Source organism: Streptococcus gallolyticus subsp. gallolyticus DSM 16831 (assembly GCF_002000985.1).
Taxonomy (GTDB): Bacteria; Bacillota; Bacilli; order Lactobacillales; family Streptococcaceae; genus Streptococcus; species Streptococcus gallolyticus.
Map to the genome: position 1 here is coordinate 1,514,667 of NZ_CP018822.1, position 22,110 is coordinate 1,536,776.

At 37.0% G+C, this 22,110-nt stretch carries 23 protein-coding genes and 1 pseudogene; 2 read left to right on the top strand and 22 right to left on the bottom strand.

The genetic code is table 11. The features are described from left to right. The first annotated feature begins 19 nt into the window (after positions 1 to 19). Positions 20 to 589 carry a hypothetical protein gene (locus BTR42_RS07620; protein ID WP_077497067.1) on the top strand — a complete coding sequence of 190 codons (570 nt, stop codon included), beginning with the start codon at positions 20 to 22 and terminating at the stop codon, positions 587 to 589. On the opposite strand, the gene BTR42_RS07625 is transcribed toward BTR42_RS07620, so the two are convergent. From BTR42_RS07625 to BTR42_RS07685, 14 genes and pseudogenes are all read right to left on the bottom strand, one after another. After that, positions 575 to 1,081 (bottom strand): helix-turn-helix domain-containing protein, encoded by a 507-nt coding sequence (locus BTR42_RS07625; protein ID WP_237394383.1) that lies wholly within the window; start codon positions 1,079 to 1,081, stop codon positions 575 to 577. The genes BTR42_RS07620 and BTR42_RS07625 overlap by 15 nt on opposite strands. Positions 1,082 to 1,121: 40 nt before the next feature. Next, positions 1,122 to 1,265 carry a hypothetical protein gene (locus tag BTR42_RS12675; RefSeq protein WP_167367610.1) on the bottom strand — a complete coding sequence of 48 codons (144 nt, stop codon included), beginning with the start codon at positions 1,263 to 1,265 and terminating at the stop codon, positions 1,122 to 1,124. Between the two features lie 35 nt (positions 1,266 to 1,300). Further along, positions 1,301 to 3,331 (bottom strand): VirD4-like conjugal transfer protein, CD1115 family, encoded by a 2,031-nt coding sequence (locus tag BTR42_RS07630; protein WP_077497071.1) that lies wholly within the window; start codon positions 3,329 to 3,331, stop codon positions 1,301 to 1,303. Continuing rightward, a complete protein-coding gene (locus BTR42_RS07635) occupies positions 3,331 to 3,825 on the bottom strand; it encodes a DUF3801 domain-containing protein (RefSeq protein WP_077497073.1) in 495 nt (164 codons plus the stop codon). The genes BTR42_RS07630 and BTR42_RS07635 overlap by 1 nt, the downstream gene beginning before the upstream one ends. 18 nt (positions 3,826 to 3,843) lie before the next feature. Beyond that, positions 3,844 to 4,674 carry a hypothetical protein gene (locus BTR42_RS07640; RefSeq protein WP_077497075.1) on the bottom strand — a complete coding sequence of 277 codons (831 nt, stop codon included), beginning with the start codon at positions 4,672 to 4,674 and terminating at the stop codon, positions 3,844 to 3,846. Beyond that, on the bottom strand, positions 4,674 to 4,949 hold the full coding sequence (locus tag BTR42_RS07645) for a hypothetical protein (protein WP_077497077.1): 276 nt from the start codon (positions 4,947 to 4,949) through the stop codon (positions 4,674 to 4,676). Before BTR42_RS07645 ends, BTR42_RS07640 begins: the two co-directional genes overlap by 1 nt. A 27-nt stretch (positions 4,950 to 4,976) precedes the next feature. After that, positions 4,977 to 5,369 carry a single-stranded DNA-binding protein gene (locus tag BTR42_RS07650; protein ID WP_077497079.1) on the bottom strand — a complete coding sequence of 131 codons (393 nt, stop codon included), beginning with the start codon at positions 5,367 to 5,369 and terminating at the stop codon, positions 4,977 to 4,979. Positions 5,370 to 5,384: 15 nt separating this feature from the next. Continuing rightward, complete coding sequence (locus BTR42_RS07655) at positions 5,385 to 5,990, bottom strand: hypothetical protein (protein WP_077497081.1); 606 nt, start codon at positions 5,988 to 5,990, stop codon at positions 5,385 to 5,387. Positions 5,991 to 6,006: 16 nt separating this feature from the next. Continuing rightward, a complete protein-coding gene (locus BTR42_RS07660) occupies positions 6,007 to 8,706 on the bottom strand; it encodes a phage tail tip lysozyme (RefSeq protein ID WP_077497083.1) in 2,700 nt (899 codons plus the stop codon). Positions 8,707 to 8,744: 38 nt separating this feature from the next. Next, positions 8,745 to 8,993 carry a hypothetical protein gene (locus BTR42_RS07665; RefSeq protein WP_077497085.1) on the bottom strand — a complete coding sequence of 83 codons (249 nt, stop codon included), beginning with the start codon at positions 8,991 to 8,993 and terminating at the stop codon, positions 8,745 to 8,747. 332 nt (positions 8,994 to 9,325) lie between these two features. After that, positions 9,326 to 9,601, bottom strand: a pseudogene (locus BTR42_RS12980) (hypothetical protein); the annotation flags it as partial. Between the two features lies 1 nt (position 9,602). Then, positions 9,603 to 11,954 (bottom strand): VirB4-like conjugal transfer ATPase, CD1110 family, encoded by a 2,352-nt coding sequence (locus tag BTR42_RS07675; RefSeq protein WP_174564818.1) that lies wholly within the window; start codon positions 11,952 to 11,954, stop codon positions 9,603 to 9,605. After that, the gene (locus BTR42_RS07680) at positions 11,941 to 12,294 is read right to left on the bottom strand and encodes a PrgI family mobile element protein (RefSeq protein WP_064592500.1); all 354 of its coding nucleotides are present in this window, start codon (positions 12,292 to 12,294) and stop codon (positions 11,941 to 11,943) included. The genes BTR42_RS07675 and BTR42_RS07680 overlap by 14 nt, the downstream gene beginning before the upstream one ends. A gap of 67 nt (positions 12,295 to 12,361) precedes the next feature. Next, positions 12,362 to 12,598: a hypothetical protein gene (locus tag BTR42_RS07685; protein WP_077497091.1), complete on the bottom strand. Its 237-nt coding sequence runs from the start codon at positions 12,596 to 12,598 to the stop codon at positions 12,362 to 12,364. 31 nt (positions 12,599 to 12,629) lie between these two features. Between BTR42_RS07685 and BTR42_RS07690 the strand changes: the two genes are divergently transcribed. Continuing rightward, a complete protein-coding gene (locus BTR42_RS07690; protein WP_331852239.1) occupies positions 12,630 to 13,283 on the top strand; it encodes a DUF6710 family protein in 654 nt (217 codons plus the stop codon). Here the strand turns inward: BTR42_RS07690 and BTR42_RS07695 are convergent. From BTR42_RS07695 to BTR42_RS07730, 8 genes are all read right to left on the bottom strand, one after another. Next, positions 13,264 to 13,599, bottom strand: a complete 336-nt coding sequence (locus BTR42_RS07695) for a hypothetical protein (RefSeq protein WP_077497095.1) — start codon at positions 13,597 to 13,599, stop codon at positions 13,264 to 13,266. The genes BTR42_RS07690 and BTR42_RS07695 overlap by 20 nt on opposite strands. A gap of 276 nt (positions 13,600 to 13,875) precedes the next feature. Further along, positions 13,876 to 14,442, bottom strand: coding sequence for a hypothetical protein (locus tag BTR42_RS07700; RefSeq protein WP_077497097.1), 567 nt, complete (start codon positions 14,440 to 14,442; stop codon positions 13,876 to 13,878). Positions 14,443 to 14,445: 3 nt separating this feature from the next. Continuing rightward, entirely contained in the window at positions 14,446 to 14,946 is a 501-nt protein-coding gene (locus BTR42_RS07705) for a hypothetical protein (protein WP_077497099.1), read from the bottom strand. Between the two features lie 212 nt (positions 14,947 to 15,158). Then, positions 15,159 to 15,689 (bottom strand): hypothetical protein, encoded by a 531-nt coding sequence (locus BTR42_RS07710; protein WP_077497101.1) that lies wholly within the window; start codon positions 15,687 to 15,689, stop codon positions 15,159 to 15,161. Positions 15,690 to 15,727: 38 nt separating this feature from the next. Further along, positions 15,728 to 16,480, bottom strand: coding sequence for a hypothetical protein (locus BTR42_RS07715; protein ID WP_077497103.1), 753 nt, complete (start codon positions 16,478 to 16,480; stop codon positions 15,728 to 15,730). 59 nt (positions 16,481 to 16,539) lie between these two features. Further along, entirely contained in the window at positions 16,540 to 17,106 is a 567-nt protein-coding gene (locus BTR42_RS07720) for a hypothetical protein (protein ID WP_077497105.1), read from the bottom strand. Between the two features lie 104 nt (positions 17,107 to 17,210). Beyond that, entirely contained in the window at positions 17,211 to 17,438 is a 228-nt protein-coding gene (locus BTR42_RS07725; protein ID WP_077497107.1) for a hypothetical protein, read from the bottom strand. Positions 17,439 to 17,690: 252 nt separating this feature from the next. Beyond that, positions 17,691 to 22,055 carry a GbpC/Spa domain-containing protein gene (locus BTR42_RS07730; protein ID WP_077497109.1) on the bottom strand — a complete coding sequence of 1,455 codons (4,365 nt, stop codon included), beginning with the start codon at positions 22,053 to 22,055 and terminating at the stop codon, positions 17,691 to 17,693. Positions 22,056 to 22,110: the final 55 nt, after the last annotated feature.

A 22,110-nucleotide genomic window follows, 5' to 3' on the forward strand; every position in this document is an offset into this window, starting at 1 on the left:
TAAAAGGAGAATAATAACTATGGATTTTACCAAAGCCTTTAAGACTCTCAATAATTTACAATCAAAATACTTCCGCTATGATTATAAATTTCAAAAAGGTAATATTAGTGTCCTTTCTAATACTGCAGAGGAAAATTTTCAATTATTTATAGTCATTTCAACTGATGAAATTCAAGTATGTCGTCAACTTAATCTGTATCTAAAAGATGGTAAATATCAATTCAATGCTTACTGGCATACAGAATATTTCTCTCAAATTTACCCAATCATAGCTGTTGATGGAAAACTAGATAATTTTTGGAATGATTTAATTGAAAGAATTGCTAATTTAAATGAGAAGTCTCTTCAAAAAATAGATTATCTCCAATTTGAGAGAAGTGTTCGGAACAACACAAATAACTCAAAGGATAATATCTATCTGAGTCATCTAAGAAAATCAAAAATGAGCCAAAAACAATTTGAAAAAATAAAAAAATTATATGGCAAAGCTGTCGCATACAAGGTACAAAGTATGGGATGTACCCTAGTTTTTAGTAGTAACCCTTTAAAAAGCCATACAATTATTATTGATGATTTAATTATCAAATAGAGTCAATTTATCTGGTGTAAAATACAGTTCATCAGTTTCAAGAAGAATATCCAATTTACTGATTGCATCCGATAAAGTGTTAGCTATTAGTATATGACTTTCAAACTCTACTCCATAATCGTTTCCAGCATAATTAACTAAAGTTTCTAAGGCATTTTTTAATAACTCCTGTGCAGCTAAAACATTATCTCCCGCCTGTAGTACTTCATGAAGTATCGTTATTTTTTCTAAGACATCCAGTGACTGTGAAGTAGTTAAATTAGGATTATCATCCAAGCCAAGTAAATATGGAACAGATACACCAAAATAATCTGCAAGTTTCTGTGCATTCTGCTTTTTAGGAGTTGAATATCCATTTTCATAATTTGAAATGGTTGATAATCCAATACCTATCTCTACAGATAACTCCTTCATTGTCTTTCCTAATTGTTTCCGTAATTCATTTACTCTATTATCCAACGAAACACCTCCACTTGAGCCATATTTTATCACATATACATACAACAAAAGCTACACCGTTTATCGATGTAGCTTATTTTTTAGCTGATAAGTTTAATAGTAACTGTTCGAGTTTAGTAACCAAAGGATCGTCTGGGTGTTCCTTCAGATAACTTAATAAGTCGTCTTCTGAAATCCCATGTGTCTTAAAAAAAGAGCTTTGTTTTTTTCCTGTCATGTTGACCTCCCTAAGTTATTATAACTCATTTGACGTTAGACTTCACCATAATAATCGTCAGTTTCGTCCTCTTCTTCAGGGGGTAATTCAAAGAGTTCACCTGTTTCAAGATCTACTGTCCTTAGGCGAGTTGGTGGTGTCTGAGATTGGCTTTCTGAGGTCGTTTCAGCCATTTGAACGGGTACTTGTTCATCAACAAGCCCCTCAGGGGCTTTCTGAGAACTCTCAACAAACGGATTTTCTTTCACAAACTCACCGTAATCTGCCATATCTGGATACCAAATATTCTCAGCTGAGATTTTCCCTTGATAAACCGCATTGAAGAATTCTGGGTCTTCTACCATAAACCGACGATAATGATACCACTTGCCATCGGTTGGATGATTAGATAGCTCATCTTTCATAGGATGGTCGCTAACCATTGCTTTTTTATCCCGAAAAACATTTTGTTTTGAAATAAAGACCAGAGCCTCGTCAACCCCAATACGAGCAATTTCATCAGGAGTCATTAAATCACGTTGATGAGATTGAATGCTTGTTGTTCCTGAAACACGTTGCCCTCGCTGTTCAGAATAACTGTTTTGCGTAATCGTTTGTTTTCCTGCACGCATGGAAAAGTACCGCATGGTATCTTCATCGTTAGTCCCTAAAAATAACAAGGTTGCACAGTTGTTGATAATCGATTTTCGAGCCTTATCTCCATAAATCGTGTCTAGCTGACTAATGGCCTGAATGATAATTTTGACCGACATTTCACGACTACGAACAGAGGCCAAAACTTCATTAAAATGAGGAATTTTACCAATGTTCGCAAACTCATCAAAAATGAATTGCACATGTATCAAATCATCAGTCGTGTATCCCTCTTTTTGTCCTTGGATAATCGCATCTGCGGTGTGTGTTAGTTGGTCAAACATGACTGTAAATAAAGTAGAGGCTAAAAAGCTATAAGCTTTATTCGTTTCTGAAATAGCCACAAAAACGGCTGTTTTTTCAGTGTTCCATGTTTCCATCTCCATCGTATCAGCTTTAATTAAATCAGTGACAGCTTCATGGTCAAAGATAGAGTATTGGGTAGCGACAATGGCTAGAACACTCGTCCTTGTTTCTGCTTCAAAGTTACTGTTAAATAATTCCCATTGCCGACAAGCATAATTCCCTGGCATAGCTGCTTCAAGCTCATCAAACATCTTTTCAACTGGACTTGGTTCTTTTTCATTTGGACGTTTCATGTTTCGAAGAAGCTCAGAAACCATTGACAGGTTAGGGGTGTAATCTCTAACTTGACTATCAAAATAGAGGTAACCAATTAAAGCACGATTAAGAAGCAGTTTCGCTTGATTCCAGAAGTCTTCACCTTCACGATCACCTTTTTTAGTGCCTTCAACAATCGCTTCCGTGATACGGTCAATATCTAGTTCAGACGTCATGTAATGAAAAGGATTGAACATATCTGAATTGGTGAGATTGACAAGGTCAAAGACCTTTACTTGATAGCCATGTTTTTCAAGCATACTTCCAACCTCACGAACTAACAGTCCTTTAGGGTCAGTTACGATAAAACTGGAATTCATTTGCATCAAATTAGGCTTTACATAAGTAAAGGTCTTCCCGTCGCCAGGAAGACCTACCACGACGACATTTTTATTCAGTTGCCATTGAAAGGGTAATAACTTATTAAATAGCCCCATCTGAGCTTGTTTTGAAAAAATCATGTTGTTGGTTGGTTCGGAATCTTTAAAACCAGAAAGTTCTTGAGCAGTCGCAAAACGAGCTGACCCAGCTTCTTCACCATGGCGATAAGTACCACCTGGTTTAATTTTCAAATAAAACATCATACCAATAAAAAAGCCCACTAAAGCTGCTAAAAGCGCTAGTGGACTCGTATCAAGATAAAAAATTGGTCGTTCGAAATAATGCTCTAAAACGTAGGTATATTGACCAAATAGATCAGACATGTCAGGGTCAGGAGCTAAACTATATAAGACATAAGCCCTGTATGTACAAAAAGCTAAAATGAAACTGAGAAGAAGATAAGGGATGAATGGTTTCTTTTGATAAGTCATCAAATACTCTTTCCTTTCTTTTTCGCTTTAACCGTATCCACTTTTTCCTTAGTGGCTTCCTTGATTTTAGTAATCTGTTCTTTGGGTGTTAACTCCTTTTCAGATTTCATGTACTTTTCTCTCGCTTTTTTAGGGTCATTAATAATCTCATTAAGCGTTTGGCGAAGCGCATCAGCGATGACTTCTCTATTGTGCGCTTCAAACCAAACCTGTTTCGTGCCATCACTATTATCTTTAAAAGCAAAACGTACCCCTGATTTTTCGAGCTCTTTGGTAAATTTTTTAAGGTTGACATCGGCTTCTAAGAAATCGATATGATCTTTCGTCAGTGAGTTCTGATTGAAAAAGTTTTTATAGGACTGCTTCCCAGTTAATTTGCGTTCATCATAAACTTTATATAACTGACCTGCTGCATAAGCTAAAAATTGAAACAGTTGTCTTCCCGTATCTAACGTCACACGGGCGCCTCTATCTAAGATTTGTTCTTGTTCCATAACGTTTTTTCCTCCTACTTAAGGATAAGCGGTTAACTGTGGTAGTTTCGTCACTAGATAACCATACTTAGCTTCTTTATTTTGTTTAACCGTTAATGTTAAGCGTTTATTTTCGGTCGTCTCATCATCATAACGACACGAAATCACATACGTTAAAGTTGTTGTCGTTTGCTCTGTGGTTTGGCTTTCCAGTAACACACTAAGCGTGGTAGCTTTCTCAACTGTCATTCGGTCAAGATCCAGTGATTTCGACACAAAATCCTCACGAGCTGAGGAATTGGCAAAATAGTTACCAATAAAATAGCGGCAGAACACATCTGCTTTCTGATTAATCGTGACTTGCTCTGTTTTGGCCGTAGACTTTTGTTTTTCTTCTCTTGTGCTTAAAGATACCCACAGGCTCACACAAGACAGTAACAAAGCAATCAGTAATACGAGTACCTTAAGTCCTCTTCCAAAAAGTGTGCTAGCTGTTTGACTTTTTGATAAGTTAGATGGCTTAGGGTCTTTTTCTTTTCCAATAACCTTTTTGACTGGATGAGAACGAGCTTTAGACTGTTCTTCTTGTTTTGGCTTCTGACGACCACGCTTCCAAAAGGCCTTGCTTTCCTCTTTTTTGAGTCCAAAATCACCCAAAAGCATTTTGACATCCTCACCGCCAGATGAGGGAATGGTCAGTTCCATTGACTCTAGTACTTCTTGATTTTTATCAAGGTGAAAGACTTGAAAGGTTGCGGTTTGGTTTAACTGTAAACATCGATTTTCTTCACCTTCCAATCCTAATAAAAGAGCTGCTCGGTTCGGAAATTCTTGTTCTTGTCCTGTTCCTAAATTTTGGATGCGAAACATTACGCATCACCCCCTAATTTATCTTTGTTATTAGCTAAAAAAGCTTCCAAATCCGAAAGGCTCATCCCATATTCTTGTAAAATTTCTTGTTGGCGTTTATTTTCGAGAAGCTTAATCTCTTCTTCCAAGCCTTTAATTTTCTTTTGAATAACAGCTTGTGAGGCTTTTGCTTTTGCCAACTGATTCTGTTTAGCCATTAAACGCTCACTCGTTGATTTTTGACGACGTGAAGCTTTTGAAGTCTGTTGCTCAGCTGTATATGTTTCTTCAGTCATAATATCGCTCCTTTGCTTTTTTGTTTTTTAAAGTGATAAATTATCCAGACTATCGCTATCCTTGACAATTGTTTTTTCTTTAACAGGATACTCACCTTGAGTTTGGCTAACACCAACAAGATACCATTTGTCAACCTGAAGTTCTGTCACTTTGTGAGTTACTTCTTTTTTATCCTTATAGGTTCGTGTTTGTAGGCGCCCTGTAACTTGTAAAGTATCCCCTTTAGCCGTTAAGTTCACCAAATTTTCAGCAGCCTTTCCCCACAGGACACAATCAATAAAATCAGCGGGGTAATGGTCTTCGTCATCTTTGTAATCTCTGCTTGATGCCAAGGTAAATGAGACGACTGCTCGCTCTTGAACCATTTTTAAATCAGCATCTTTCGTTAGACGCCCCGTAACAATACTTTGATTTAACATTGCTTTTCTCCTTTTTTAATCATCATTACTCGCAATCACATCGCCATAAGCTTCTTGTGAACTGGTTGGGTCTTGAGAATCTGTGATTAACAGAGTACTCATATTATTAACAAGATACGTTTTATCCACTTTACTGTAGGTTAGTTGGATAATTGTTGTGTTGCTAACATCTGTTTGTGCGCCTTCACTGGAATCTTTTTCCTGAAGAAGGTCATTCGTGTAATTCACGTAGCAAATAACTTTTTCATTGGTTTGATCGATATAAATTTGGGCTGACTGAAATTCAAAATTAACCACATAACCTTTATAGGCTTGGTTTTGGGCGGTTTCTTCTTCAGAAACCGTCGCATTATACATGCCTTCAGTCATATATTCTTTATAACGATTGCGGTTCTCTTCCAAATCTTTTTTGGTATAGTAAGCAATTAAGAACTCTTTGACCCACTTTTCCGTCAATTGACTGCCTGCTTTTGCCTTTTTGGTCGTTGTCTTAGGTGTTGTCACTTGTTTTTGATTCGTTTTCCCCATTTGACCAAATCCTAAGCCAAGGAGAAAAACAATAATAACCCCAACTACTAAAAATAAACGTTTAAACCAGGTCAGTTTATTCGTATCTATCATTGATTTCTTTTCCTTTCTATGGTGTCGCAAATGTATAGTAAGAAGCATTTTGACAAACTCGCCAATGAATTTGACTTTGATTGCCTGCGTAATTGCATTCCGAAACTAAGAAGCTACCATCATCATTAACCGCTTCAACAATCATGACGTGTCCGTAAATAGCGTAAGTGCTGTCAAAACCACCTGCTGTTGAACAAACGGCTCCAACAGACGGGGTGGTTGAATAATGCCAGCCTTTCGCAACCAAATTCCTCACCCAATCTTGACCATTTCCTAGATGACCATAACTTCCTGAAAGGTCTGTGATTTCGCCGAGTTCTACCAAACGGTTATAAGCATACCAGGTACATTGCCCCACTTTATAACCACTACCTGCTTGTGTGGTCATACTAGCAGTAGTAGGCATGCTTTTGATTTTATCTCGGTATTCTTCAGGAAAGTCCCAAGAGGAAGCTAATGTCCCACCACCTGCAATTGATTGGTGGAACCAAGATAAGGCTTGTTTGGCATAGCCTTGCCGTTGCGACAACGTGCCGTTATTAATACCTTCCCATTTCGTTAAGAAGGTTCTGGTAAGGCTATCTGTATCGGCATTAGAGGTCAAAACTGTTTTTAAGATGTTTTGATAGTAAGGGGAGTCCCCTTCTAGCATGAAGCGAACTTGTGTTTCTAGCTCGTACCATTTTTTGCCAATAGCATTTGCATAATTGATTAGCATGGTATGACGAGTACCACCATCAGAGGTGTCCGTCCATTGACCTAAGCCAAGTCCTCGATGAAGAATATTAGGGTAACCTCCTCCATAGATTTCTGTACCGCCCATATTTAACCAAGTCTCATCATCCCAGCAACCATCAGATGCACCAACAGGCGGACTTAAATAATCACCTTCAGCACGTTTCGCTGTGATTGAGGACTCCACCGCAAAGTTACCAACAACAGCCGCAATACCGTTATCCGTCGCATTTGGGTAGTACTTTTTCACTAAATCATAAAACTGTTTCGCTCGACCACTCATTTCAGAAGACGTTTTGGTCACTACGGTGGTTTGACTATATTTTACAAAGGGAAAATAAAAGCCTGGGTTAACAAATACCCAGACATTAGTCTTATTCTTTGTTGTTTTTTCGGTATAGCCATAGGAAACGTCTTTTTCCTTGATGTCTTGTAACCACTGAGAATCTTTAGGATCAACCTCACCATATTTTTTAACATAGGCTATCTTTTGAGAGCTACCTGAAACAGTCCCAAGTTCGGCTCCTGCTTCAACCTTATCACCTGTTTTGACTCGGATACTGGCAATATTATAATAGATAAACCGAGCATCGCTATCTGTAATAATCACATTAGTCGTCTCTGTTTCATCACCTTTTAAGTCTTTTGTTGTGACGGTGACCTTTCCATCCATAGTAGCGTAAAGTTTTTGTCCTGATGAAGCTTGTAAGGTACTTGTAGGGTCAATAGTATCCTTATCTATATACCCATAACGCTTTGAAATGGTTAGATACTCCGTTTCACTTTTGTCATCATCAGCGGGGTAAAAGGGATTGCTTAATTCTTGATAAGCTAAATATTTTCCTGTTTCAGATTGACTTTCAAGAATTTCCTTGTATTCAGCTAAATCATCGTCATCTAGTTTCAGCCACTCCTTACCATTGGTGTAAAGTTCCGCCATGGTTTTTAGGTTATCAATATCCTTATTTTCTTCTTTCCAAATATCATCTAAAGCATCTGAAAAGTGATTGAAGCCAAGAGCTCCTGTCAATTTACCACCTGTGCCATCATCCCATTTTGCGTCAGGTTCCCAGTCACCACCATAACGGTAGTTCATGTAAAGTAAGATAGAATCAATATCTGTGTAGTAGTCAACCTGGTCAGAAGAGTTCTTTCGATCCACTTGAGAGATGTGAAGCCAAGACTGATTCAAGGTAAATTCGGTTTGCTGGGCAACATTACTTGAAAAGATTGAGGAAACGATAATAACTAAAAAGAGCACCAAGGCTACAACGCCACTAACAATCCAAGTAATTGGATTTGCTAGTAAAGACGTTGCAGCACTCGCTACACTTTTAGCAACTGTCGCAAATCCCTGAGCCGTTTTAGCGGCTACTTTTGCGGTGGCTTGTGTCGCTTTTTGCGTGCCTTTTCTAGCCCCTTTGTAAGTGTATTTGGTAGCTTTGGCAGATAACTTAACCGTTCCTTTGGCTCCACGATAAGCTAATTTCGTTCCTTTAGCCGTCGCTCGACCTGCGTGTTTCATTGTGATTGCAGTTTGTCGGGCTTGACGTTTTAATCTAATGGCATCCGAAAGGGTGTCATCTTGTGTCATAGCGGTTGTTAACACTTCACGACTAACCGTTTTACCAATATTTCTACCTGTTTTTCGAGCTTTTTGGCCAACTGTTGGGTTTGTTTTCCGAACTTTCTTTTTTACCTTTTTAGCAGCTTTTACCTCAGCTTTGGCTTTTTTGACATTAGCCTCTAACTTTTTTAGTTTTTCAGCTTTTTCTTTATCTGACAAATCAGCTGTTTTTAACTCTTCTTTAGCTTTATTTAAAGCTTCCTCAGCTTTTTTGAGATTAGTTTTTGCTTTTTGATACTCTACTTTCGCTGCCTTTTGGGCTTTTCGAGCAGATAGCTGATTGTGACGTTGAACACTTTCTTTAATGTGACGATTTCTCACCACACGCTTTCTTAAATCATTTTTATCTGACATGGTTCACCCCCTTTCAGGTATATTTCTTTTAAGCATTTCTATTCACTTTCAACTCTACGTTTTGCTGCTATTACTTTAATATCTGTTTCCAGCCATTTCTTACGCTTTTTATAGCGTAGCCAAACAAAAGCAACTATGAATGCCAGTGACAATATGCTAGTAATAATTAAACCAAATATATGCTTAGCAGTTATGACACTAAAAAAGATACCTAAAACTATCAAAATTCTTTTATTTCTAGCTTTAGTTTGTTGTTGAAAAATAGTCTCAAAATCTTTTAAGTTCATAACAATACCTCTTTTTAAATAGATAATTCTAAACTTTCCAGTGCCTTCTCTTGTTCCTCTGTCAATGTAACGTAGTAATAACGATTTGGATGCATCGCAATACCAACTTCATTTACTAGATAAGTTAAATAAACAGGGCATCCTAGTCCATCATATTCTAAAAAATATAGTGGTGACCAATAAGAAAAATCTTGAATATCAGTTTCTCTAAGATCTTCAATTAAATCAAGAACAACTTCCTTAGGATAAGTAATAATTGTCCCAAATACATGCTTAATTGATAAGTAGCCAGGTAAAACTTTCATCTGATTTTCTTGAGAAATAATTTTATTTCTTTCAAAATGATTTAACCATTTTAAAATTTTTCGTTTATCGTATAAAGTTACTCCATCAATGACCATATGGGGCATACCTTCTTTTTGCCATTTAACAACAGTAGTTGTCGAAACATCTAGCCAACGACATAAACCAGACATGCGAACCATTGGCTTATAAAATTCCTTGTCTTCAAAGGATTTTTCAATAGCATCCTGTATTTTAGTATTATAATGAGCTAATAACTCTTTTTCCCTTTTTTTAGATAACTTTAAAGTAACATCTTCAAACATTTTATTCCTCTATCTTTCTATAAGCATCGGTAGCAACCAGTCTGAACAATTCAGTGTTCTCAGGAATTGGATTCTCAAATGGTACTGCTATCTCACCCGCAATAATTAATCCAGTTCCTTTTGCTTTTGGCTTTTCAACATAGCGAATAAGGGCGTCGGTAAGATTGATCGTCTTTAGTAGATAAGGTATCGTTGTTTTCTTTTGTTTTAAGAGAACAATAAACTCACTATTATAGAGCAAGTTTCGACCTTCTTTACGATCTAGTAGAGTTTCAACGCTTTGGGTGATACCTGTTGGAATAGAGCCATATTTACGGATACGAGCATACATATTCGTAAAGAAAGTGGCTTGGTCTTCAGTTTCAAATTGATACTGCATCTCATCAAAGTATGCTCTAGTGACGAACTCACCTTTGTGCTCTACCACATGTTGCCAAATATAATCCTGAATGACCATCAGTGCAAACGGTTTTAATTTACCACTTAATTTTTTCAAGTTGAAAATAACAACTTGCTTATTTAAATCGACATTCGTTTCATAAGCAAAAATATCCTGTGAGCCTTTGGTGTACGATTCTGATTTAAGCGCAAGGCTTTGAGCTTCCTCTTCAGGCTGCTCTAGAAGAATATCATGCCAATCCTTTAGGGTTGGTGTTCGATCAGTAATCTGTTCATAACAAAGACGAGTCACACGGTCAATCAGAGAGATATCATCGTCGGTCACCTCTTGAAGAATATTTTCAAATAAGCCCATGATGAGAGAAGATTTTTGACCGACAAAGTCTTTATCTTCATCACGTAGTTTATCTTGATCAGGAATATCCATGAGATTAAAATGCGTTTTAGTTCCTGGATAGATATCAATGACTTGAGCATCAAAGGCACGACCGATATCAACATATTCTTCTTCAGGGTCAACGATGATAACACGATCATTAGGAAATCTTAAAATCGCTGGAATCACTTCATTTGTTTTAACAAAGACAGACTTTCCTGAGCCAGATGACCCTAGAATAACTCCTGAAGCGGTTGCTAAATCACGTTGGCGGTCAAGGGTGATAATGTTATTCGAAATTTGATTCTGACCGTAATAATTAGCTAATGGACTGTTACTTTGTAAGTCCGTATTGGTAAATGGGATTTGAGTTGCAATATTCGTTGTGGTCATATCGCGCATAAAGCGACGTTTGACATCAAGATACGTTTTACCAATCGGTAACATGGTATTTAAGGCTTCTTCTTGATGATAATAGATTTCTTCAAATTCAACCACATGTTTTCGGCCTGCCTGTTTGACACGACTGGTATAATCAGCTAATTCCTCTGGTGTGTCGGCCTTAAGCATGACTGCAAAGACACCAGAGAACATTTTCTGGTCATTGTCATTGATTTCTGTTTTCCATTTTTCAGCTTCTTCAGCGGTAGCCTGAGCCACACTCGAAACAGCTAGACTACTCGAGATACCTTTCTCCGCTGCCGCAGCTTGTGACTTAACCATATCCATTTTGACACCTGCTTCAGCCGTATTCACTTTTTTAACAGCTTCTGCGACATCATAAGGCTTCGCATGAATCGTAATGGCTAGTTCAATTCCAATATCTGTAATAGACTTGACTAAGCGATCATTTAAAAAAGCAGGAAAACTTCTGGCAAAAAGAACCCTGCAATACTGTTTATCCATCAGAAATTGATCCTCTTGAAACAAGATTCGTCCAGGAGCGATAAAGGATTTTGTGGTTAAATCACTAATACGGACATCTTTATAATCAACGTTCAGATAAGGATTCCCACGAAGTAAATCAGCAAAAATATTTAAGCGGTCTGTTCCATTTAATGATTTAAAGGGGATGTCAACGACTTGAAATTGTTTCTTAAAGTGATTGTCAACGTCATTTAATTTACGGTAGGCTTGCTTTCGATCTCGCGATTGTGTAGAGACCGTGACAAATTTTTCAACCTTAAAATTATTTTGATCCGTCGCAAAACGGGCGGTAATCATATCGTTATATTCTTGACGAAAGATATCACGATTATCGCCTTCTAACTCATAGGTAATTTGACTTAAAAGAGTTGAGGGGACAGGACGATTAATAATCAGTAACTGATAGGTATTATCACTATCCAAACCGTTCAAAGCTTCAACATAATAGTCGATAATATCAAGTTTTTCCTCCTCATCTGCCGTGAGGTAATTCGCATCTCCAAGTTCCCAAGTTTTGGAATACTCTTCCCCATCAATATGCATGAGCCCATCTTCAAATAAAGAGGTGTATTTAATCGTATTTTGGGTGCTAGCCTTTAACGCTTTTTTGAGCTGCTTTGCCCGCTCTTTGTCTTCTTTAGTCAAGGTCATTCCACTCATGGACGCCCTTTTCGGGAATATACTTACCATTGATTTCCTCACTTTCATATTCTGTTTGATAAGACCGCTCTTGTATCTTGAATTTAAACAGCAGTCTTTCTTTAATCACTTCATCTTTCTTAATACCGTAAACGAAAGATGGCACAATTGTTAGGGTAAGTGACAAATAAAACAGAATGCTAGGAAGCTTAAACATGGTAATTAATGCGGCTAATCCTGCACCAACCACAATGCCTAGCATCATGATAATTTGTCGCCAGGTAAAACCACCGATGACACTTCGTTCAAACTGGTCGATGGCTTTAAAAAATTCACTACCTAATTTGTTCATAGGTCTCCTCCAACAAAAAAACAAGCTCTCACTTGAACTTGTTTGTCATACTGTTTCTTATGATACTCTATTTGTTTTTTGATAAAATGTAATCATAACCAGGTCTATCTAACCTGTCTTCAACCATCTTATAAATCTCAGGAGTATCTGCTATGTTTATCAAATCTCTTAAAAATTCAATATCTTCTCTTAAATTAGCAAAGAAAGCCAGTCTTGCTATATTTAAAGACTCTAGTTTTTCGTCGTTAATTTCAGAACACTTTTCGTCTGAATTACCTAAAAATCTCTTTGTTGCTTCAAACATTTACCAACCTCCTAAATCGGTTTACCTCAATATCCTCAAAGATATGTTGGCTAATAGTAACTATAAGCCTCAGCAGATCCAATCAGTCGCTTTAAAGTTTCAAAAAATTCTATCCTTAGAGATAGAACAATATACCATAGAAAGACTTCTTAGTAATCAAACTGCTACTCATTCATCAGATTTTGGGGGAGCTTATGATATTTTCCCAGAAGATCTTACCTGTGAACAATGTCATACTGAGTTTAGTATGAACTATGATGAGCAAAAAATTTCTGTTAATATAACAAATACGCCAACTATCTGTACCCTTTGGAGTCAGAATAGATTAGTTAAAAATTTTGCCCAAATTGGTAATCTAGTTGATAATCCTTTCCAATATACGAGCAATAGCAAGGGTTATTTTATCTTTCCGATTAATTTAACAACCATCTATAATGGTAACCATAGCACTAATGTCGCCTTATATGAAAATAATACTGTACTAGATAACATTGCTTTTATGGATATTTCTAGCTGGATGGACAAAATCTACTTTAATCGCAAAACAAATACTTTTGATCATCTTTCTTGCAATGCAAAAACAACTAATCAACAATTATTTCATGAAAATATTGGATATATTTATGAAATCGGACAATTCTTATACCTCAATGGGCTTTCTATATCTACTGAGAAATTTTCTTAAGTTGAGATTGTAACTGTAAAATATAGTCATCAATATCATTCTTGGCAAAGTTGTATAAGCTTTTCGAGGTTGTTAGCTGCTTCATTTTCTGTATAAGCCTTCTATAACAAGCTTTCAATTCAGGATTAATGATGGTTTCTCCCAAAAAATCAGGCTCTAAGCTCCTAAAACAAAACGTTAACATGTAAAAGTCTTCTTGACCAGAAATACTCATCTGTACAGCTAAGACGTCATCATACTGACTGAGAATAAATTCTTTTGTTCGCTTCAGTGAAAAGATTAAGAGTTTGATGTACAATCGTTCCTTATCAGTCATCTGTTAACCTCCCATCATCTTATTTTTTCAAAAGAAAAAACAGCTCTGATTTCAGAACTGTTTGCTATCTATTTAAAATCATATCCTACCTTCCTTTGAGGATAACGTAGGGGAAAGTCTTCTGTCTTTATTTTTGACCTCAAAATATTTCCGCAATAAACTGACTCTTCCTCAGTTATCATAATTTTTATTTTTTGTAACACATTCCTTTTTTTAGACATATATTCTCCTCATACCTAAAAAAACAATTTGAAAGTTGAATTGCTAAACTTATGATTACAACAACGAAACCCAGTCTCTATTATCTTCCATATCTCCAATATACTCCGCAAACAACTCTTTATGAGCTTCTTGGAGCTTTAGGAAATATTGGTCATAGTCTTTACTGTCTTTAAAGGCAGATAGCCCAAAGGCAAGATACCGTAACCATTGCTCAAGATACTCGCCATAAGCTTTTTGATCTAACTTTCCCAAATGAACAAGTTCAGTCATGTCTGACTGAAATAAATCAAGAATAGCCATACCATAGTCGGCATCATGTTTAGCCTCTGCATATCGCCAGGCGTAGTTATAAGCATGGGAGAACAGTCGACTATCTATGGGGATCTCTTCAATTTTGACTCGCCCATAAAGTAACCAACCATACAAGGGTTCTTCTAGAGACTCAAACATCCTTTTGTAGGGAGTCAGATAGGTAATCATTTCTTCTAGAGCTTCAATTTCTCTTTTCAGATTTGAAACCTCTTCTGCTTCCATTGATTTATTAAAGTTAGATCGAGTTGAATGTGAGTCTTTTTTAACCTTGTTAAATTCCTGCTCTATCAGTTTTTGTAAATGAGTCATCTATTAACCTCCTCTATGAAACTTCCTGTTTGGCTGATACTGAAAGTCTTTAAAAGTTAGAACTTGTTCAACTAATTCTTTATGACGTTGAACACTGATAAGCCCTTTTTGGTAGCAAACGTCATAAATCAAGCACCACAAGTCTCCCACTATATCCAAAATTTCCTTTAGCAAATCCAGTAAAAAACGATAAATAGAAGTTGCCACAATGATGTAGCTCGCCAATTTAACCACTGGTGAAAATAGGATAGCTTGCCCATTCGACCCTGTTAAAAGCCAACTTGTGGTTATCCCATCAAAATACAGAGTGAGCACAAACGCTAAGCAACCGATCAGTATTTTCATAATAGTTCTGATTCCTGGAATATCAGATTGTTTTAAAAACAATTTAGTTTCAACTCGGCGCTTAGTGGCATTAAAGGGCTTGATTTTAAATGTGTTACTACCTCTAATCACTGTGCCACTTTTGGGATGTGAAAACATCTGTCGTCTGACTAATTTCATATTTAATTAGACCTCCTCTTGTTATTCCTTATTTTTAGAAATATTTAGATACAGTAACGGTTTAATTTGACTGAAGTAATCTTCTAGAACTTTTGTCATTGCAATAAGTTCAATTATCCTGTAGTTTTAACACCATCAATACTGACTATATACCTATCCCTTGTCAGCTCCTCTTCTAAATGAAAAAACAGTCCTTGCCTTAAGGACTGCATCTATAAACGTGGTCCAGATGGATAATCTAGACTTTTTACTTTTCTTTTTGATGGCTGATTAGCTCGCCTCAAGGTGCTAATCTCTTGCCGTAATGCTTCATTTTCTTGTTTTAAACGAAGTGTCTCAGCCTGCGCATCTTTAACGCCTAATTCTAAATCTTGGCATCGTTTCTGTAGCATTTGGCGTTCTCGCTGACTATCTGATAAATACTTGACTAAGACATCTGTAGCCACTTGTGCCTCTCTTTCGGAAGAGTTGAGAGACTCTAGTCGCCTATTTGAAGTTTCTATGGATGTTTTTACAAAATCCATTTTAGTGTCTAAAACAGCTAAAGAAATATTAGTACTTTTTCCTGATTCCAGTAACTCTTTATGATCAATAGCCAGCTCATCTTTCAACCGTTGAGATTGTTTTTTGAGTTCCTTCTGACCAGAAGATAAGGAACGATTATCAAAAAAAATCTTGATAATCACACCTAAGCTAGTTAAAATACCTGCAAGTATTGTCCAATTCAAAATCTGTTCCTCCACAAGTGTTCTCCTTTCATTATACCATAGAGTTTGGTCTATCAAGATACTTGTAGCAATTGTTTAGCTTTCCGTTGCGATCCAACTAATAAAATCAAAAAGACGACACATTTACCTATGTAGCTGAATCCGTCAGCGTATCCACCTAACCAGGAATCTTTTGAAATCTGAATCGCAGTATCAACATTAAAACCTTGCCAAATAACAAGTGTTAAAACAATAACCGCTCCTTGAAGTGCTATTGCTCCAAATGTTTTTAAAAAATTAATGGCAATATGTCGTGTATTATCGCCCATCCAAAAAGCAACGATGACTGGTGCTATTGCTTTAAAGAAATAAAGTTCAATAAAACGTAAAAGTGTCATTACTTTTATTGATAGCATTGCGGCAACTCCTACAAATCTAGCGACTAGGTTGATTGGATGTCTAATAAAAGGATTTCCTTTTTTTATATCAATATATTGGAACATCGTATCACCAGTCAAGTCAACACCAATTAATTTAGTGATACCACTAGTAAACCACATAATGGCATTTAAAATAGCGCCTGACTGAGCAACTAAAAAGTAAGCAATAAAATACTTAACGGCTACTTCTAAAAAGAGCTTCCAGGTCATTTCGCCACCTTGATTACGGATGAAACGATACCAGGATAGCATTTCAAGTAAAAATAAAATTGATACTAAAATATAGCCAATGGCCATTAAGGATTTATTAACCGCTACCATTGATGAATTGACGGTTTTATTATAACTCCCCAAACCTTTGGTTAGCTCTGTTAGTATATCTTTCATCGTTCTCCTTTCATACAAAAATAAAAAGAACCTCGAAAGGTTCTACATGAAATAATATATTAAGATTCTTCAACTTTTGAAAATGTTGTTACTAGAGCAAGAAAGACTATGAGTATTCCAATAATCCAAGCATCTAATACAGGGTGAGGGAAAAAAGTTAAAAGCCCCGTCTCACTTAAAACACCCTTACCAAAGAGAAATTCGGCAAACCAGGTTAAAATTCCTGGAAATTTTGTATAATCTCCATTATAGAGAGCGAATCCAATAAATGATATCATACATAAAATAACAAACTTTGAAACAAACCAAATCACAAACACACCAATAGTTGATTTGATGAGATTAAAGAAAAGAAGAGTAAGGTAGATTGGCGACTTAATAAGAAATAGCAATGCTTTAAAGAAGCCATGGCCTAAAAAACTGAGTCCAACTTTGAAACGTTCCCAAAAGCTTGGTTTGTAAGTTGCTTTAATACGTTCTAATTCAGCTTGTGACTCTTCTGGTGTATGCCATTTAATGCCATAGTGTGACCATTTAGCTTCATCCAATTCCTCTGCTGTTGGAGGTCGGCCATTAGTTGCTTCAAACTCTCTAGCAAAAGCCACATAATCAAATTCCTTACCCATTTTCTCATCTCCTTCAATTAGCCATTTTACATATATTATTATACCATAAAAATCTTTCGTAACGTTGACTTTATGACACTAATAACACGAAACGTGTTAGCCATTTAGAACGAAATGGCTCTCATAGCAGCAACAATAGTGGCGGCGATGCTCCCTGCAAGAGCAGCTAAGGCGCCACCAGAAATCATAGCATTCATGCCTTGATCCATCAGGGTAGGGTTTCCATTCTTACGACCAGAAAAATAGTCAAAAGCTCCTGAAAAAGTCCAAGACAAACCCATAACAGCAACAATAGCACCAATTGCTATGATAACACGAGTAGCTGTATCCATAAGATATTCTCCTTTCATATTTAAGAAACAAAAAGGTTGCTTGATTTGAGCAACCTTACTGTTTTAGTTTTCTGATAAAAGAAAGACTGTAAATTGTCTTATCAGTTATTTTTACAGTCACAGTCTTTTATTGAATTTTTAGGGAGCAATTACCTGCTCCTAGAAGCACACTATCTGGAGATTTAAAGACGTTAATATTTTAGGCAGGATAATGTACTTCTAGGAACAGGCAATGCCTGCCCTTAATGTCAATTAGTGATGTTTTTCTTTTTTACGAAGACCAAAAACAGCACCAACAGTCATCATAAGACCAATAAGCGTTGCCAATACGTTCATTGGTGTTGTTTTCTCACCAGTCATTGGAAGTGCACTAGCTTTAACAACTGGGACTTCTTCAACTGTTTTTGTTGGTTCTTCTGGTTCAACTGGCGTTTCAGGTGTTGGTGTATGAGTTGTTACTTTAGCAACTAGCTCACGACCATTGATAGTATTGATGAAAGTATTTTCCACTTCACCATCTTTAATACGTTCCACTTCAATCCAGAAGTCAGCATCAAAAGTCCCTTCAACGCCTAGTGAATTGAGGAAGTCTTTATCGATACTGTACGTCCATTCGCCTCTTTGAGCATCCCAAGTGACTTTAACAATTTGATTAATAAAGTCATCATTAGTATCTTGATCAAACTCAAAGATAAAGTGATAGCTTGTTCCAGCTGTGATAGTATCACCTGCTTTGAGGACTGTACCATCTTCAGTAATCACATCATAAGGTAAAGTCATATCTTCTTTAGCAGTGTATTCAGTACCAGTGATAACACCTTTCCAGTTTCCTGTGTAGCGGTCATGTTCAAGGTCTAGCTTGTCTTTACCATCATATTGCCAAAGTGTATCATGATCTTTTGGAACAGTCACACCATCAAGTTTGTAATTAAAGACTTGATTAAGCCCAACTTCTTGACCATCAAGAACAGTACCCTCTTTACTAATGGCATGTTTTTCTGGTGATACATCTGGAACTTTAACAAAGACAAGGTTTGATTGATAACCATTTCCAAATTCAACTTGAACAAAGGTATTTTCAGCTTTTTCACCTGGTTGAGCGATAATTTCAACTGGTAGGTTAACAATAACGTTATTACCAGTTAGCACATAATTTTGGTAGTAATCTTGTAGATCATTTGGAATCCAAACCACAAATTCACCATCTGGCGTGAGATGAGCGCCATCTAGGAAAATTTGAATTTCAGCTGGAATTGGTTGTCCTGCTTCAATATCGTAAAATGTTCCTTTTGCTGTAATATCATTACCTTTACTATCCGTTACAGTAGCTTTTGTCACGTCAGGTTTGACAGTGGCATCATCAGTATCATCATAGATACCTGCTGATTTTGCTATTGTGTCAACATCAACAACCGTATTAACGTAAACACTGTAGTCAGTAATCAAGTGGAAGGTCACTTCTTTATCAAAGACGGTTTTACCATCAATATCGCTACCTGCTTTATCAGTGACCGTTTTGGTTGGTGCAGGATTATCTGGCGTGTCAATTGAAGGAATATTTGACACCACTTTATAATAGCCTTTTGCAGTTGAATAAATGGTTTCAAAAGCATTATCATAATGGGCATTGTCATTTAATGGTTTACCTACAAAGACAAAACCAGGGACTTCAACATCTTGATCACGATGAGCGTTTAGAAGTGACAACAGTTTAGCCGTTCCAACAAGTTGATAAGCACCATCATCAGTTGTTTTAAGGGTATAGTAATCCGCATTTGCCTCAGTTGTCGCTTCACTATCCACTTCAAAACCTGCTGGGAATGGATCATTCATCACAACAGCAGTCAATTCCTCACGACCTGCTAATAAGTTGTTATTTTTAAGCACCCATTTAACCGTTGAGCCTTTCGCAACTATCTTACCGTTAATATCAATATCGTCATTGTTAGTAACGGCTTTTTCATTCGTTGGTTTTTGAGTCACTTCAACGGGATGAACTGCTGTTTTAAGGGTGATATCATGAACAGTTGCTAAAAGGGCTGGAGTTGTCACTTCTGCTTCAACTGTTATTGGAGCTACTGCTGTTTCAAGTTTGATAGCATGCGTTTCAGTCGTTAAAATAATATCATGTAAAGTGACATCGTTTGGAACAGTAACTACCTCCGGTGTAATATGGATGTTCTGAACTGAGACAGGTTCAGGTGTTGGAGGAGTAATATCATTCGGAACATCTGGACGATATTTTGGCGGTGTAACTGACGCAATGTTAGATGAAAAAGCAAACCAATACTGACCGTATTGATGACGTTCCGCATCTGAACCAGCATCCATCACAATATCAAAGGAAATGGTATCTCCGCTCTTAACAATACCAACCGCTGCTCCATACCAGCGATTTGCTTGAGTATCACCATCCCAATAATCTGGATCACCAGAAGCTGGATTAGTTTCAAAGCGTGATCCATTTGATTTATAATCGTTGTAGCCTGAAGCATGCAAAATACCATTTTCATAAATAATGCTTGAGCCATTAATCGTCGCTACTTCAATGTTTGAAGATAGATTTTGAATAGTTTCACCGTAACCAGATCCCGCATAAACTTTAGTACGGTTTAACGAATTAAAAGCAATAAGAGCTGGATTGTCTTCGTTAAATGAAATTACTGTTCCTTTTTCATCAAAAAATTGGATTGACATTCCCAAATGACTACTCCAAGAGCCTGATTGCTCACCTGTTGCATCTGGTAAAGCAAAATCGGCACCATAGAAAGTCACCGTAACGTTAGGATCGTGATTAATGTGTAACCCATCCGTATCATCTTTAGCAGTATAAGTATAAACAACTTTTGAAATCTTAGTACCAGCATAAGATGAATTTTCAAGATGAGTGTAAGTTACTGTAAGGCTTTCACCTTTATGTAAGACGACACGAGTATCTTCTGTACTATCACTCGTAATCACTGTCCCATCGCTCTTAATAATGGTATTTTTGGCATTAGGTTCTGATTGAAAAATCAATGATTGGGAGCTTGGAACAGAAAGATAACCATCTTTCTTAGCGGCTAACTCTTCTTCATATTTAGCTTGTGCTGCTGCATTCTGTTTCGCAATTTCTTCATTCTGAGCATCAATCTCCGCCTTTTTCTTATCATAGTCAGATTGTGCTGCTTGATTTTTAGAAACGATTTCATTGATTTTATCAACTTGCTTTTTAGCAATCTTTTCTGCTTCCTCAGCCGTAACTTCAATCGTGCCAGAAGTTATTACCGTTGTTCCTGCTACCTGAGCTGATGAAACCGCATCTGAAATAATTTTATTAGCTGTATCTTCAGCAGCTTGTGCTGCTTTCGCATTTGCTGCATTGGTTTGTTCAGCCTTAGTTTTAGCTACTTGCGCATCTTTCAAAGCTTGTTCTTGTTTAGCAAGATCTTGTTTCGCTTCTTCAACTGAAGTATAAGATTTTGAGGCGCCTTTGGTAAGGTCTAAACCAGCTTCTTGTGCTTGTTTCGTTAAGTCTGAAATAACTTGAGTGGCTTCTTTTTGCGTTTCAGCCGCATTATCTAAGCTTGATGTTTGTTTAACACTATCAGCTTTCGCTTCATCAACCGAAGTATACGTTTTGGTTTCGCCAATTGAAACAGTTACTCCTGAAGCTGTGGCGTTATCAGCTGATTGTTTAACAGCTTTATCTACACTAGCTTGGGTTTCTTTAAATTCAATGAGTTTAGCAACCTGTGCTTGAGCATCCGCTAATGCTTGGGCTAAGTCATCATAAGATTTTGAATTAGTGGTATTGATAATAACACCTGCTTTTTTAGCCTCTTCAAATGCTTGAGCCATTGTGTTAGTAATTGTAGTCTGTGTCGCTTGAGCTTTTTGCAGACTAGCAACTTGATTTGCTAGTCTTTCAAGGGCTTGTGTGGCATCGCTTGTTTTAGCGCCAGCAGTTACAGTAACTTTAACACCTGATTTTGTAGCAGCTTCGACTGCTTGAGGAAGCTCTTTATTAACTTGTTTTTGAGCTTCTGTCACTTCAGAAAGATGATCAACTTGTGTTTTAGCATCAGCTTGTGCTTCATCAACTGAAGTATACGTTTTTGCTTGACTGCCTGCTTCAGTTGAAATGTCAACACCAGCTGCTTTAGCAGCTTCTTCCGCTGTGGCTTTCGCACTATCAACGGCTTGTTGGGTTTCAGTTGCTTGGTCAACCGCTTCTTTTTGTTTCGCTAAATCCGCTTGAGCATCCGCATAGCTAGAGTGAGTTACCGTTCCATTTTCATCAACTTCTACACCAGCTTGTTTAGCATCTGAAACCGATTGATCTAAGCCATCTGATGTTACTGTTTCCGTTAATTGACCAGTTTGTTCACCAGACTGATTCGTTAAATCAGCGTGTAATTGACTATTATCTGCTTGTGTTTCTGCTAAATTAGTGGCATTACTGTCAGATACAACAGTTACTTCTGGTTGTGTTTCAACCGTGTTTGTTGCATCATCCGCATAGGCAGCACCTGAGATGGTAACCACTGCACCAAGCGCAATACCTGAAGCTAATCCTTTAGCCCATTTTTTCTTGCGGAAAAATCCGTGTCCATTTTGTGTGTTTTGATTTGTCATAATAACCTCCGTATGACTTTCCTAAAAAACTATAGCAATAAAAAATGAACAGTTT

Excerpts from the sequence above, each read along its gene's own strand:
- BTR42_RS07640 (WP_077497075.1), bottom strand. The coding sequence starts at position 4,674 with ATGTTTCGCATCCAAAATTTAGGAACAGGACAAGAACAAGAATTTCCG.
- BTR42_RS07635 (WP_077497073.1), bottom strand. The coding sequence starts at position 3,825 with ATGGAACAAGAACAAATCTTAGATAGAGGCGCCCGTGTGACGTTAGAT.
- BTR42_RS07620 (WP_077497067.1), top strand. The coding sequence starts at position 20 with ATGGATTTTACCAAAGCCTTTAAGACTCTCAATAATTTACAATCAAAA.
- BTR42_RS07680 (WP_064592500.1), bottom strand. The coding sequence starts at position 12,294 with ATGAACAAATTAGGTAGTGAATTTTTTAAAGCCATCGACCAGTTTGAA.
- BTR42_RS07705 (WP_077497099.1), bottom strand. The coding sequence starts at position 14,946 with ATGAAATTAGTCAGACGACAGATGTTTTCACATCCCAAAAGTGGCACA.
- BTR42_RS07655 (WP_077497081.1), bottom strand. The coding sequence starts at position 5,990 with ATGATAGATACGAATAAACTGACCTGGTTTAAACGTTTATTTTTAGTA.
- BTR42_RS07730 (WP_077497109.1), bottom strand. The coding sequence starts at position 22,055 with ATGACAAATCAAAACACACAAAATGGACACGGATTTTTCCGCAAGAAA.
- BTR42_RS07660 (WP_077497083.1), bottom strand. The coding sequence starts at position 8,706 with ATGTCAGATAAAAATGATTTAAGAAAGCGTGTGGTGAGAAATCGTCAC.
- BTR42_RS12675 (WP_167367610.1), bottom strand. The coding sequence starts at position 1,265 with ATGACAGGAAAAAAACAAAGCTCTTTTTTTAAGACACATGGGATTTCA.
- BTR42_RS07695 (WP_077497095.1), bottom strand. The coding sequence starts at position 13,599 with ATGACTGATAAGGAACGATTGTACATCAAACTCTTAATCTTTTCACTG.
- BTR42_RS07645 (WP_077497077.1), bottom strand. The coding sequence starts at position 4,949 with ATGACTGAAGAAACATATACAGCTGAGCAACAGACTTCAAAAGCTTCA.
- BTR42_RS07725 (WP_077497107.1), bottom strand. The coding sequence starts at position 17,438 with ATGGATACAGCTACTCGTGTTATCATAGCAATTGGTGCTATTGTTGCT.
- BTR42_RS07700 (WP_077497097.1), bottom strand. The coding sequence starts at position 14,442 with ATGACTCATTTACAAAAACTGATAGAGCAGGAATTTAACAAGGTTAAA.
- BTR42_RS07715 (WP_077497103.1), bottom strand. The coding sequence starts at position 16,480 with ATGAAAGATATACTAACAGAGCTAACCAAAGGTTTGGGGAGTTATAAT.
- BTR42_RS07650 (WP_077497079.1), bottom strand. The coding sequence starts at position 5,369 with ATGTTAAATCAAAGTATTGTTACGGGGCGTCTAACGAAAGATGCTGAT.
- BTR42_RS07630 (WP_077497071.1), bottom strand. The coding sequence starts at position 3,331 with ATGACTTATCAAAAGAAACCATTCATCCCTTATCTTCTTCTCAGTTTC.
- BTR42_RS07685 (WP_077497091.1), bottom strand. The coding sequence starts at position 12,598 with ATGTTTGAAGCAACAAAGAGATTTTTAGGTAATTCAGACGAAAAGTGT.
- BTR42_RS07720 (WP_077497105.1), bottom strand. The coding sequence starts at position 17,106 with ATGGGTAAGGAATTTGATTATGTGGCTTTTGCTAGAGAGTTTGAAGCA.
- BTR42_RS07665 (WP_077497085.1), bottom strand. The coding sequence starts at position 8,993 with ATGAACTTAAAAGATTTTGAGACTATTTTTCAACAACAAACTAAAGCT.
- BTR42_RS07675 (WP_174564818.1), bottom strand. The coding sequence starts at position 11,954 with ATGACCTTGACTAAAGAAGACAAAGAGCGGGCAAAGCAGCTCAAAAAA.